Source organism: Pseudomonas sp. RT4P38, from assembly GCF_054897765.1.
Map to the genome: position 1 here is coordinate 2,957,650 of NZ_CM142703.1, position 12,187 is coordinate 2,969,836.

Here is a 12,187-nt window from a genome sequence, read left to right on the forward strand (position 1 = left end):
CATGTACGAATCCCCTAGTTGGTTGCATGAGTCATGGGTGGCGCGGGAAGTCCTGTGGCAAGGCTTTCTGACCAGTGTGCAGGTCTCGGCCCTGGCCATTCTGTTGGGCACGATAGTCGGCATCGTCGCTGGTCTGGTGCTGACCTACGGTAAGTTCTGGATGCGCGCGCCGTTTCGTTTTTACGTCGACATCATTCGCGGCACGCCAGTGTTTGTATTGGTGCTCGCCTGCTTCTATATGGCGCCTGCGCTGGGCTGGCAGATCAGTGCGTTTGAGGCCGGCGTGTTGGGGCTGACGCTGTTTTGCGGCTCCCATGTCGCCGAGATTGTTCGCGGCGCGTTGCAAGCGCTGCCCAGCGGTCAGATGGAAGCGAGCAAGGCCATCGGCCTGACGTTTTATCAATCGCTCGGCTACGTGCTGTTGCCTCAGGCGCTGCGGCAGATCTTGCCGACCTGGGTCAACTCGTCCACCGAGATCGTCAAGGCTTCGACGCTGTTGTCGGTGATTGGTGTGGCTGAGTTGCTGCTCAGCACCCAGCAGATCATCGCTCGGACCTTCATGACCCTCGAGTTTTACCTGTTCGCCGGATTGCTGTTTTTCGTCATCAACTACGCCATCGAATTACTCGGCCGGCACATTGAAAAGCGGGTGGCCTTGCCATGACTCAACCTCAAGTTTCGATACAGAATCAGGCGCTGCTGGACATCCGCGGCCTGCACAAGCAATACGGGCCGCTCGAAGTGCTCAAGGGCGTTGACCTGACGATGCAGCGCGGCAACGTCGTGACGCTGATCGGTTCCAGCGGCTCGGGCAAGACCACGCTGCTGCGTTGCGTGAACATGCTCGAAGAGTTCCAGGGCGGGCAGATCATGCTCGATGGCGAGTCCATCGGTTATGACGAGGTCAACGGCAAGCGCGTGCGTCACCCGGAAAAAGTCATCGCCCGGCATCGGGCCATGACCGGCATGGCGTTCCAGCAGTTCAACCTGTTTCCGCACCTCACGGCGTTGCAGAACGTCACCCTCGGTCTGCTCAAGGTCAAAAAGCTGCACAAGGATGAAGCGGTTGCCCTCGCGGAAAAATGGCTGGAACGGGTCGGCTTGCTGGAACGGCGCGACCACTACCCTGGCCAGTTGTCCGGCGGTCAGCAACAGCGTGTGGCGATTGCCCGGGCGATTGCGATGAACCCGAGCCTGATGCTGTTCGACGAAGTGACCTCGGCCCTCGATCCGGAACTGGTCGGCGAAGTGCTGAGTGTGATCAAAGGCCTGGCCGAGGATGGCATGACCATGCTGCTGGTCACCCACGAGATGCGTTTTGCGTTCGAGGTCTCGGACAAGATTGTTTTCATGAATCAGGGGCGGATCGAAGAGCAGGGGCCGCCCAAGGAACTCTTCGAACGCCCGCAATCACCACGTCTGGCTGAATTTCTCAAGAACACGCGCTTTTGACCTATCATTTTTCAATCAGGAGAAACCCTCATGAGCATTACTCGTTACGGCACCGGCAGCACCGCCGGTGGCGGCCAGCCCCGTCCTTTCGCCCGCGCCGTTGAAGCCGATGGCTGGCTGCACGTGTCCGGCCAGGTGCCGGCGCTGGACGGCGAGATCATTGCGGGCGGCATCGTCGAGCAGACTCACCAGACCATGAAGAACCTGATCGCGATTCTCGAAGAGGCTGGTTATGGCCTCGAAGATGTAGTGCGCACCGGTGTGTGGCTGGAAGACCCGCGGGATTTCTGGAGTTTCAACAAGGTGTTCTCCGAGTACTTCAAAAGCGAACATGCGCCGGCGCGGGCCTGCGTGCAGGCGAACATGATGGTCGATTGCAAGGTCGAGATTGACTGCGTCGCGTACAAGAAAAAGGTCTGACCCGAGGTGACTTCATCGCGAGCAAGCTCGCTCCCACAGGGATTGTGTGAACGCTGAAGATCCAATGTGGGAGCGAGCTTGCTCGCGATGGCGGCCTAACAGTCGCCGCCGCACTCTAGGTAAACTCCCGGCACTTTTATGGGAACCACTGACATGACCGAAGACACCATCAAGCGCCGGGCTCGCGGTCTGGACCGGGCGTTCGATATCCTCGATTTCCTCAAGGAGGTCGGCAAGCCCCTGCGCCCGAACGAAATCGCCAGCGGCATCGGCAGCCCGAAATCCACGGTCTACGAATTGGTCGCCTCCCTGCTGGAACGACGCATTCTCGAGCCCGTGGGCAAGGACGGTCACGTCTACCTCGGCCGTCAGCTGTACTTCCTCGGTCAGGCGCATTTACGCCATTTCGATCTGACCCGCGAGGCCGATCATGCCTTGCAGGAGATCGTCAGCCAGACCCGCGAAACCGCGCAGATGTGCCTGCTCAACGGACGTAAATACACCGTCGCGCTGATGAAAGAGGGCGAGCGGCATTTCCGCATTTCCTCCGACATCGGCGAGAACGCACCGATTCCCTGGACCGCATCCGGGCGCCTCTTGCTGGCGCACCTGAGCGACCAGGAAATCGTCGACCTGATCGAACACGACGACTTCATCCTGCCCAACGGCGAGCGTCTGCCGCTTGCGCAGTTTCTCCAGGAAATCCGCCAGGCCGGTATTGATGGGTTTTTCTCTTTCGATAGCGTCGCCGACACGTTTACCCATTGCTTCGCCGCCCCGGTCAAAGACCCCAACGGCGTGGCCATTGCGACCCTATGCATTGTTGCCCCGCGGGCCGATGCCAAGAACAACTACAACGACTATCGGCGGGTGCTGATCGACAGCGCCAACAACCTGGCCCGTCGCATCAACGAGTAACAGCGGCTGCCTGCGGCCGCGAATGTGAGGAGTTCGACCATGTCTTCTGCCAAAAATACTGCCGCCGTGGAAAAGGGCTTTGCCCACACTGGCGCCAACCTGGTGCGCGACGTCAGCCTACCGGCGCTGGTGCTGCACCGCGAAGCACTGGAACACAACATTCGCTGGATGCAGACCTTTGTCAGCAACAGCGGTGCCGAACTCGCCCCCCACGGCAAAACCAGCATGACCCCGGCGCTGTTTCGCCGCCAACTGGACGCCGGTGCCTGGGGCATCACCCTGGCCAGCGCCACGCAAACCCGCGCGGCTTACGCCCATGGCGTGCATCGGGTGCTGATGGCTAACCAATTGGTCGGTACGCCGAACATGGCGCTAATCGCCGATCTGCTGGCCGATCCGGCTTTCGACTTCCATTGCATGGTCGATCACCCGGACAACGTCACTGACCTCGGCGCGTATTTCGCCTCCCGCGGTGTGCGCTTGAACGTGATGATCGAGTACGGCGTGGTCGGTGGTCGTTGCGGTTGCCGCACGGAAGAGGAAGTGGTTGCGCTGGCCAAGGCCATCGCTGCGCAACCAGCCTTGGCGCTGACCGGGATCGAAGGATACGAAGGGGTGATTCACGGTGATCACGCGGAGAGCGGCATCCGTGCGTTCGCTGATTCTTTGGTGCGCCTGGCCGTGCAGTTGCAGGACAGCGGGGCGTTCGCCATTGCCAAGCCGATCATCACTGCGTCGGGTTCGGCCTGGTACGACTTGATCGCGGAATCATTTGAAGCGCAGAACGCCGGTGGGCGGTTCCTCAGTGTGCTGCGTCCCGGCAGCTATGTGGCGCACGATCACGGCATCTACAAAGAAGCGCAATGCTGCGTGCTCGACCGCCGCAGTGATCTGCACGAAGGCCTGCGCCCGGCGCTGGAAGTCTGGGCTCACGTGCAGTCGTTGCCGGAGCCGGGGTTTGCGGTGATTGCGTTGGGTAAACGCGACGTGGCGTACGACGCTGGTTTGCCGGTGCCGTTGTTGCGCTACAAGGCCGGTGTGGTGCCGGCGACGGGTGATGACGTCAGCGCCTGCAAGGTGACGGCGGTGATGGACCAGCATGCGTTCATGACCGTGGCGCCGGGGGTTGAGTTGCGGGTGGGGGACATCATTTCGTTCGGCACGTCCCATCCGTGCCTGACGTTCGACAAGTGGCGTACCGGGTGTCTGGTGGATGAGCAACTGAATGTCATCGAAACCATGGAAACCTGTTTTTAAGGTTCCAGACCGAGGCGCGGCCTTCGCGGGCAAGCCTCGCTCCTACAAGTGCAGTGGTTGTCGCCGATTTCGCGCCTGACATAAATCCTGTAGGAGCGAGGCTTGCCCGCGAAGGCGGCCTCCCAGACAACACCGAAACACCAGAGATCCCACAATGAACACCATCAGCACCCTCGGCCCCAACACCCCGCGCATCGCCCTGATCGGCGAGTGCATGATCGAGTTGCAGCAACGCGCCGACGGCAGCCTGCAACAGAGTTTCGGTGGCGATACCTTGAACACGGCGGTCTACCTGTCTCGGGAATTGGGCGAGGGCGGCACGGTGGATTACGTCACCGCCCTGGGCGACGACAGTTTCAGCGATGCCATGTGCCAGAGCTGGGCCGATGAAAACATCGGGCTCGGCAGGGTCCAGCGCTTGCCCGGTCGCTTGCCCGGCTTGTATTGCATCCAGACTGACGCTGGCGGCGAGCGGCGTTTTCTCTATTGGCGCAATGAAGCGGCAGTTCGTGATTGCTTTACCACGCCAGCCGCCGCGCCGATCCTGGCCGCGCTGCCGGATTACGACGTGCTGTATTTCAGCGGCATCACCCTGGCGGTACTCGGTGTGCAGGGGCGGGAGAAGTTGCTGGAAACCCTGATCGAAGCCCGGCAGAGGGATGCGCGGATCGTGTTCGACAACAACTACCGGCCACGTTTGTGGGCCTCGGTTGAAGAGGCTCGGACGGCGTATCGCAGCGTTCTGCCCTATGTCGACCTGGCGTTGCTGACCGTCGATGACGAGCAGGCGTTATTTCATTTTTCCGATTGTGAGGCGGTGTTTGCCGCTTACGAGCAGATTGGCACGCCTGAAGTGGTGCTCAAGCGTGGCGCCGAGGCCTGTCTGATTCGCTGTGACGGGGAGTCGTTCGAGGTGCCGGCTCAGGTCGTTGAGCGAGTGGTGGACACCACGGCGGCGGGGGATTCATTCAGTGCGGCGTATTTGGCCAGTCGACTCAAGGGCGGCAGTCCGGTTGAGGCTGCTGAGGCGGGGCATCGATTGGCGAGTCGGGTGATTCAGGTGCCTGGGGCACTGATCCCCCGAAACTGAAAATACGATGCATCAATCCCGGTAAAACACCTGCACCAGGTGATAACCAAACTTGCTCTTGATCGGCCCGTGCACCACGCGCAGCGGTTTTTTGAAGATCACGGCATCGATGACCCCGACCATCTGCCCGGGCCGTACTTCACCGAGGTCGCCGCCGCGCTTGCCGGACGGGCAGGTGGAGTACTTTTTGGCCAGCACATCGAAGGCTTCGCCCTTGGCGATGCGTTGTTTGAGCTGTTCGGCTTCTTCCGAGGTTTTCACCAGAATATGGCGGGCTTGAGCTTTCATTGGGGCAGGTACCTTGCAACGGTGGTGGCTATGTTGGTGCCAGCGGGGGGCGCGCGATTATGCCTTAACTCAGTCCGGTTGACCGATCATCGCGCGAATCTTGTTGGCCAACAGGTCAATGGAAAAGGGTTTGGCCACCATGTCCATGCCTTCCTCCAGGAAGCCCTGGCGCTCGGCGGCTTTTTCCGCGTAACCGGTCATGAACAGCACTTTAAGGTCGGGGCGGTGTTGGCGCGCGATTTCCGCCAATTGTCGACCGTTCATTCCCGGCAGCCCGACGTCGGTGACCAGCAAATCGACCCGCAGATCGGATTCCAACAGAGGCAGGGCGGTCTTCGCGTCTTCGGCTTCATGGGCGTGGTAACCCAGCTCGTGGAGCAGGTTGAGCACCAGCATGCGCACCGCCGGATCGTCCTCCACCAACACCACGGTTTCACCGGCAATGGCGGCCGGCGCCTCACTCGTGACCTGCATCAGGGTATCTACTGGCTCGCAAACGTGTAGCCGCGGCAGGTACAGACGCACGCTAGTGCCCTGGCCCGGCAAGCTGAAAAGGCTGACATGCCCGCCCGACTGCTGGGCAAAACCATAGATCATCGACAGCCCGAGGCCGGTGCCCTGGCCAATGGGTTTGGTGGTGAAGAACGGGTCGAAGGCCTTGGCCAGCACCGACGGTGTCATGCCGGTACCGTTGTCGCTGACGGCGATCATCAGATAATCCCCGGCCTTGACCGGTTCCAGGGTGTTGATGTCACTGCTGTCGAGGTAAACGTTGGCCGTTTCGATCCGCAATTCACCGCCATCGGGCATGGCGTCCCGGGCGTTGATCACCAGATTGAGCAGGGCGTTTTCCAGCTGGCTGACGTCCGTGCTGACCGGCCAGACGTCATCGGCCAGTTGCAGTTGGAGCTCGATGTGGTCGCCCTTGGTCCGGCTTAGCAGGTCTTCCAGGGAATGGATCAGATCATTGGCGTTGAGCGGCTTGCGATCCAGTGACTGTCGCCGGGAAAACGCCAGCAGGCGATGGGTCAGGGCGGCGGCACGGTTGGCCGAGGACACTGCCGCCTCGGTGAAACGGCCAACCTCGGCGACGCGCCCATCGGCGATGTAGCGCTGCATCAAATCGAGGCTGCCGATGATCCCGGTGAGCATATTGTTGAAGTCATGGGCGATGCCGCCGGTGAGCTGGCCGAGCGCTTCCATCTTCTGCGCATGCCGCAACGCCTCTTCGGCGCGCTCGCGTTCGAACATCTCGTTCTGCAGCCGCTGGTTGGCTTCAGCCAATTGTTGGGTGCGGGCGACGACACGTTCTTCGAGGGTTTCGTTGAGATTGCGCAGGGCTTCTTCGGTCTGTTTGCGCTCGGTTTCGTCAATCACAAAGATGTAGAAACCATTGACCGCTCCATCCGCACCGTGGCGCGGCAAGTAGTTCATCAGGGCATGGCGGATGCTGCCGTCACGGTGCGGGGTGCTGATACTGAAACAACAAGACCTGCCGGACAGTGCCTGGGCGATGTGTTCGGCGCGCAAGGCATAAGCTTCTTCACCCAGTACTTCACGGATGGTTCTGCCATAGAGCTCCTGAGGCGTCAGCCCGTACCAATCGAGGTAGGCCGCATTGTTCAGGCGAAAGCGTTCCTCGCTGTCCACGTAGCTGATCAGGATCGGCATGGCGTTGATGATCAGTTGCAGCTCGGTCTGACTTTGCCGCAAGGCTTGCTCGGTATGTTTACGTTCAGTCAGGTCCAGGGCAGCGCCGAGGAAGCGAATCGGCCGGCCATGGTGGTCCTTGTAGCAACGTCCCCGGGCAAACACCCAGCGCAGCTGACCGTCGGGTTGCAGCAGGCGATACTCCTCGGCGTACTCGGTGCCGTGGGTGATGGAGTGCTTGATGCTGCGGGTGAGCATGGCGCGGTCTTCCGGGTGCACCCCCTGGAGGTAGGCGCTGATGGGCAACTGGCTGGCGAGCAGCGGGTCGACGCCGTGCAATTGGGCAAAGTGGGTGTCGGCAATGAAGCGATCTTCGCCGATGTCCCAGTCCCAGGTGCCGACGGCGTCGGTGGCGGCGAGGGCCAGTTGCAGACGTTCCTCGGTTTCGTGCTGGGCCTTGAGGCTGGCGGCCGAGCGTTGTTCGAGTTCGAGGGCGATGCGTCGGCGTTCGTTGGTTTCGATGGCGGTGACCAGAATCCCGGCGACCTGGGCGCTTTCATCACGGATGGGGCTGTAGGTCAGGTCCAGCCAGAAGTCGGAATCATGGCCATCGCGCTGCAAGGTGAAGCGCTGTTCGCTGTAGGTCCGCACCTGTCCTTGTAGGACGGCGCTGTAAATGGGGTCGGTAAATTCCTTTAACTCTGGCCAGATCAGGTGCGTCGGCTGTCCGAAGGCGTGTGGATGCTTGCTGCCGGCCAGCAGGGCAAAGCCGTCGTTGTAGATCTGCGTGAGCTGCGGGCCCCACAGCAATAGCATGGGCATCGGCGAATGAATCACGATGTCCACGGCGGTTCTCAAGCTCTGCGGCCAGGTACTCGCTGCGCCCAGCGGGCTGTGTCTCCAGTCCAGTCGGGCAATCAGGGCCTGGGCATCGCTGCCGGTCGGTGGTGCGCTCATCAAGATGTCCTGCACTTAAGTCGGTGTGGCGGCGTCAACTATCCTAAGGCGGTAGACGCTGAATGACCCATTTTGGGTCATTTCTGTTCATTGAATGCTTCGCGGGTGCTTTTTGCCATGGAAATCGATTCGCTGTTGAGGCTCCTGGCCAATCAGGATGGCTCCGATCTATACCTGTCCACCGGTGCGCCACCCAGCGCACGGTTCGATGGTGTGCTTAAACCCTTGGCCGATCGACCCTTCAAACCGGGAGAAATTGCGGCCATTGCCGCGTCCATCATGGATGCCGAACAGCGTCTGGAGTTTGATCGGGAGCTGGAGATGAACCTGGCGATCTCTTTGCCAGGTGTCGGGCGCTTTCGGGTCAATATCTTCAAACAACGCAACGATGTGTCGATCGTGGCGCGCCACATCAAACTCGACATTCCGCGTTTCGAAGACCTCAACCTGCCGTCGGTACTGCTCGAGACGGTGATGCTCAAACAAGGACTGATGCTGTTCGTCGGTGCCACCGACTCCGGTAAATCCACCTCGCTGGCGGCATTGATTGACTATCGCAATCGCCACAGCAGTGGCCACATCATCACTATCGAAGACCCGGTCGAGTACATCCATCGGCACAAAAAGTCGATCATCAACCAGCGCGAGGTCGGCGTCGATACCCGCAGTTTTCATGCTGCATTGAAAAATACCCTGCGCCAGGCACCGGACGTGGTGCTGATCGGCGAAATCCGTGACCGCGAGACGATGGAGCACGCGCTGGCGTTTGCCGATACCGGCCATCTGGTCATTTCCACCCTGCATGCCCACAACGCCAATCAGGCGCTGGACCGGATCATCAACTTCTTCCCCGAAGAGCGCCGGCCACAGCTGCTTAATGATTTGGGCAACAACCTGAAGGCCTTCGTTTCCCAGCGCTTGGTGAGCACCCGCGACGGCAAGCGGCGGGCGGCGGTAGAAGTGATGCTCGGGACGCCGACCATCGGCGACCTGATCCGGCGCAATGAGTTTTCAGAACTGAAGGGGATCATGGAGAAGTCTGTGGAACTGGGGATGCAGACGTTTGACGGTGCGTTGTACGCGCTGGTCATCGAGGGGGCGATTGAAGAGGAAGAAGCGCTCAAGCATGCGGATTCGGTGAACAATTTGCGCTTGCGGTTGAAGCTGCACGCCGAAGCATCACCGGGCCCCCATGCACCACCGGGTGAATGGGGGTTGATGGACTGAGGCTCGCTCAGCTTTGCAATTCCGGTCGGTTGCGGAACTGTTCAAGCGCCTCGGGATTGGCCAGCGCATCGGTGTTTTTCACCTTCTGCCCGTGCACCACATTCCTCACCGCCAACTCGACAACCTTGCCACTGATCGTCCGTGGAATGTCCGTCACCGCGACAATCTTTGCCGGCACATGCCGTGGTGTGGTGTTGGCGCGGATGACCTGGCGGATCTGCTGTTCCAGCCCCTCGTCGAGTTCGACACCGTCACGCAAACGTACGAACAGCACGACCCGAACGTCATCCAGCCATTGCTGACCGATGGCCACGCTGTCCAGTACCTGCGGGACCTTCTCCACCTGACGGTAGATTTCCGCCGTGCCGATGCGCACGCCGCCGGGGTTGAGTACGGCGTCGGAGCGTCCGTGGATCATCATCGCGCCATGGGGCAATTGTTCAGCGTAATCGCCTTGGGCCCAGACACCGGGGAACTGACTGAAATACGAGGCACGAAGCTTTTCCTGCTGAGGATCATTCCAGAATCCGATGGGTATTGCCGGAAAGTGCCGGGTGCACACCAGCTCACCTTTTTCGCCGATCACAGGCTGGCCGTCGTCGTTCCAGACTTCCACCGCCATGCCCAGGCTTTTGCCTTGTATCTCGCCACGGCGCACCGGTTGCAGCGGATTGCTGTTCACAAAACACGAAACGATGTCGGTGCCGCCGGACATCGAGGCCAGGCACAGGTCAGTCTTGAGGTCGCGGTAGACATAGTCGTAACTCTGGGGCGACAACGCGGAACCGGTGCAGAGCAGGGTTTTGAGGCTGCTCAGGTCATGGCTTTCACGAGGTTTGATGCCGCTGCTTTCCAAGGTCGCGAGGTACTTGGGGCTGGTGCCGAAGACGCTGATGCGTTCGTCGTCGATCAGATCGATCAGGCGCTCGGTGGCAGGATGAAACGGCGAGCCGTCATACAGCACCACCGCGCTGTCCACGGCCAGTGCCGAGACCAGCCAGTTCCACATCATCCAGCCGCACGTGGTGTAGTAGAACAAACGGTCGCCGGGGCCGAGATCGCAATGCAGGCCATGTTCCTTGACGTGTTGCAGCAACACGCCGCCGGTGCTGTGAATGATGCATTTGGGCACGCCCGTGGTGCCGCTGGAATAGAGGATATACAGCGGATGCGCGAACGGCACGGGCACAAAATCCGGTTCGCCGCCAGCGTCGTAGAAATCATCCCAGAGTGTCACGTTGGCCTGGGTGTGGAAGTCCTCGATGCGCGCCTGTGGCCGGGCGTAAGGCACGACGATCAGTTGCTGCAAGGACGGCAGACGTTCGAGGATCTCGTTGACCTTGGCGGTCTGCTCGATCTCTTTGCCGGCATAGCGGTAACCGGCGCAGGTGATCAGCACGGTCGGTTCGATCTGGCCGAAGCGATCGATCACCCCTTGAGTGCCGAAGTCCGGCGAAGAGCAGGACCAGATCGCCCCCAGGCTGGTGGTGGCGAGCATGGCCACCAGGGTTTGCCAGGTGTTTGGCATGCACGCGGCCACTCGGTCGCCAACGACGACGCCAGCGGCGATCAAGCTATGTTGAAAACCGGCGACATGCTCCGCCAGTTCGGCCCAGGTCAGCTGTTCGCGTTGGCCGTTTTCACCGATGGCCACCACTGCCACGGCATCGTCGCGACGGCGCAGCAGGTGCTCGGCGAAATTCAGGGTGGCGCCGGGAAACCATTGGGCGCTGGGCATTTGTGGGCCTTCCACCAGCACAGCGTCCGGTTGATCATGGAAACGGATGTCGAAGAAATCGACGATGGCCTGCCAGAACGCTTCGCGCTGATCGATGGACCATTGGTGCAGGGCAGGGTAGTCGTCGACGTGAAGGTTGTGCCGCTGATTGATGAAGCGCCGAAAGGCCTCCATGCGGGTCTTGCCGATGCGCTTGGCGCTGGGTTGCCAGAGGATGTCGGACATGGTTTGCCTCTTCTTTCTTATGTGTACGCACACTGGCTTTTGTGGCGAGGGGATTTATCCCCGTTCGGCTGCGAAGCAGTCGTAAATCCTGCGCTCTCGGATGTCAGTCGTACCTGAGGTGCCGGGTTTGGGGCGGCTTCGCCACCCAACGGGGATAAATCCCCTCGCCACAGGGTTACTGGTGGGTTACTGCGCCAGCCACCCACCATCAATATTCCACGCCGCGCCACGCACCTGGCTACCGGCTTCGCTGCACAAAAACAGCACCAGCTCGCCCAGTTGCGGCGGCGTGACGAACGCCAGGGACGGCTGCTTCTCGGCCAGCAAATCATGCTGCGCCTGCTGCGGGTCGACCCCTTTGGCGATGCGGTCATCAATCTGCTTCTGCACCAGCGGCGTCAGCACCCAACCCGGGCAGATGGCGTTGCAGGTGACGTTGGTGGTGGCCGTTTCCAGACCCACAACTTTGGTCAAACCGATGACCCCGTGCTTGGCCGCCACGTAAGCCGCCTTGCCCACCGACCCGACCTGGCCATGCACCGAAGCGATGTTGATGATCCGTCCCCAGCCCTTGGCGCGCATGCCTGGCAGGCTCAAACGGGTGCTGTGGAAGACCGACGACAGGTTGATCGCAATGATCGAATCCCAGCGCTCCACCGGGAAATCCTCCACCGAGGCCACATGCTGGATGCCGGCATTGTTGACCAGGATGTCCACGCCGCCGAACTCACGTTCTGCGTAGGCGATCATATCGGCGATCTGTTCGGGGTTGCTGACGTCGGCCGGGTGATGGCCGACCTTGCCGCCGAACTGCTCCACTTCAGCAATCACCTTGGAAGCATCACCGAAACCGTTGAGGATCAGATTGGCGCCAGCCTTGGCCAGGCTGAGGGCAATGCCCAAGCCGATGCCGCTGGTGGAACCGGTGACCAGTGCAGTCTTGCCCGAAAGAGTCGTCATGAATA

The 12,187-nt window shown here is 60.7% G+C and carries 11 protein-coding genes; 7 read left to right on the plus strand and 4 right to left on the minus strand.

Annotated features, from left to right (window positions below; all coding sequences use genetic code 11):
* Window position 1: 1 nt before the first annotated feature.
* From ACYZT7_RS13790 to ACYZT7_RS13815, 6 genes are all read left to right on the plus strand, one after another.
* Complete coding sequence (locus ACYZT7_RS13790; RefSeq protein ID WP_462041438.1) at window positions 2–664, plus strand: amino acid ABC transporter permease; 663 nt, start codon at window positions 2–4, stop codon at window positions 662–664.
* On the plus strand, window positions 661–1,452 hold the full coding sequence (locus ACYZT7_RS13795) for an amino acid ABC transporter ATP-binding protein (RefSeq protein WP_462041439.1): 792 nt from the start codon (window positions 661–663) through the stop codon (window positions 1,450–1,452). Before ACYZT7_RS13790 ends, ACYZT7_RS13795 begins: the two co-directional genes overlap by 4 nt.
* Before the next feature lie 30 nt (window positions 1,453–1,482).
* Entirely contained in the window at window positions 1,483–1,872 is a 390-nt protein-coding gene (locus tag ACYZT7_RS13800; RefSeq protein WP_462041440.1) for a RidA family protein, read from the plus strand.
* A gap of 153 nt (window positions 1,873–2,025) precedes the next feature.
* Window positions 2,026–2,790 carry an IclR family transcriptional regulator gene (locus ACYZT7_RS13805; RefSeq protein WP_462041441.1) on the plus strand — a complete coding sequence of 255 codons (765 nt, stop codon included), beginning with the start codon at window positions 2,026–2,028 and terminating at the stop codon, window positions 2,788–2,790.
* 39 nt (window positions 2,791–2,829) lie between these two features.
* Window positions 2,830–4,047 (plus strand): amino acid deaminase, encoded by a 1,218-nt coding sequence (locus tag ACYZT7_RS13810; protein WP_462041442.1) that lies wholly within the window; start codon window positions 2,830–2,832, stop codon window positions 4,045–4,047.
* A 154-nt stretch (window positions 4,048–4,201) separates the two neighbouring features.
* Entirely contained in the window at window positions 4,202–5,137 is a 936-nt protein-coding gene (locus ACYZT7_RS13815) for a sugar kinase (RefSeq protein ID WP_462041443.1), read from the plus strand.
* A gap of 12 nt (window positions 5,138–5,149) precedes the next feature.
* On the opposite strand, the gene ACYZT7_RS13820 is transcribed toward ACYZT7_RS13815, so the two are convergent.
* Window positions 5,150–5,425, minus strand: a complete 276-nt coding sequence (locus tag ACYZT7_RS13820) for a peptidylprolyl isomerase (protein ID WP_007898282.1) — start codon at window positions 5,423–5,425, stop codon at window positions 5,150–5,152.
* A 69-nt stretch (window positions 5,426–5,494) separates the two neighbouring features.
* Window positions 5,495–8,032: a hybrid sensor histidine kinase/response regulator gene (locus ACYZT7_RS13825; protein WP_462041444.1), complete on the minus strand. Its 2,538-nt coding sequence runs from the start codon at window positions 8,030–8,032 to the stop codon at window positions 5,495–5,497.
* Window positions 8,033–8,149: 117 nt separating this feature from the next.
* On the opposite strand from ACYZT7_RS13825, the gene ACYZT7_RS13830 reads away from it, so the two are divergent.
* Entirely contained in the window at window positions 8,150–9,259 is a 1,110-nt protein-coding gene (locus tag ACYZT7_RS13830; protein ID WP_462041445.1) for a PilT/PilU family type 4a pilus ATPase, read from the plus strand.
* A 7-nt stretch (window positions 9,260–9,266) separates the two neighbouring features.
* Here ACYZT7_RS13830 and ACYZT7_RS13835 read toward each other — a convergent pair whose 3' ends face one another.
* A complete protein-coding gene (locus ACYZT7_RS13835) occupies window positions 9,267–11,222 on the minus strand; it encodes an acetoacetate--CoA ligase (protein WP_462041446.1) in 1,956 nt (651 codons plus the stop codon).
* A gap of 186 nt (window positions 11,223–11,408) precedes the next feature.
* The gene (gene hbdH, locus ACYZT7_RS13840; RefSeq protein ID WP_462041447.1) at window positions 11,409–12,182 is read right to left on the minus strand and encodes a 3-hydroxybutyrate dehydrogenase; all 774 of its coding nucleotides are present in this window, start codon (window positions 12,180–12,182) and stop codon (window positions 11,409–11,411) included.
* Window positions 12,183–12,187 lie beyond the last annotated feature (5 nt).

What these genes read in the sequence shown, in the direction of transcription:
- hbdH (WP_462041447.1), bottom strand. Translation starts at nt 12,182, where the DNA reads ATGACGACTCTTTCGGGCAAGACTGCACTGGTCACCGGTTCCACCAGC.
- ACYZT7_RS13800 (WP_462041440.1), top strand. Translation starts at nt 1,483, where the DNA reads ATGAGCATTACTCGTTACGGCACCGGCAGCACCGCCGGTGGCGGCCAG.
- ACYZT7_RS13805 (WP_462041441.1), top strand. Translation starts at nt 2,026, where the DNA reads ATGACCGAAGACACCATCAAGCGCCGGGCTCGCGGTCTGGACCGGGCG.
- ACYZT7_RS13810 (WP_462041442.1), top strand. Translation starts at nt 2,830, where the DNA reads ATGTCTTCTGCCAAAAATACTGCCGCCGTGGAAAAGGGCTTTGCCCAC.
- ACYZT7_RS13830 (WP_462041445.1), top strand. Translation starts at nt 8,150, where the DNA reads ATGGAAATCGATTCGCTGTTGAGGCTCCTGGCCAATCAGGATGGCTCC.
- ACYZT7_RS13820 (WP_007898282.1), bottom strand. Translation starts at nt 5,425, where the DNA reads ATGAAAGCTCAAGCCCGCCATATTCTGGTGAAAACCTCGGAAGAAGCC.
- ACYZT7_RS13790 (WP_462041438.1), top strand. Translation starts at nt 2, where the DNA reads ATGTACGAATCCCCTAGTTGGTTGCATGAGTCATGGGTGGCGCGGGAA.
- ACYZT7_RS13825 (WP_462041444.1), bottom strand. Translation starts at nt 8,032, where the DNA reads ATGAGCGCACCACCGACCGGCAGCGATGCCCAGGCCCTGATTGCCCGA.
- ACYZT7_RS13815 (WP_462041443.1), top strand. Translation starts at nt 4,202, where the DNA reads ATGAACACCATCAGCACCCTCGGCCCCAACACCCCGCGCATCGCCCTG.
- ACYZT7_RS13795 (WP_462041439.1), top strand. Translation starts at nt 661, where the DNA reads ATGACTCAACCTCAAGTTTCGATACAGAATCAGGCGCTGCTGGACATC.
- ACYZT7_RS13835 (WP_462041446.1), bottom strand. Translation starts at nt 11,222, where the DNA reads ATGTCCGACATCCTCTGGCAACCCAGCGCCAAGCGCATCGGCAAGACC.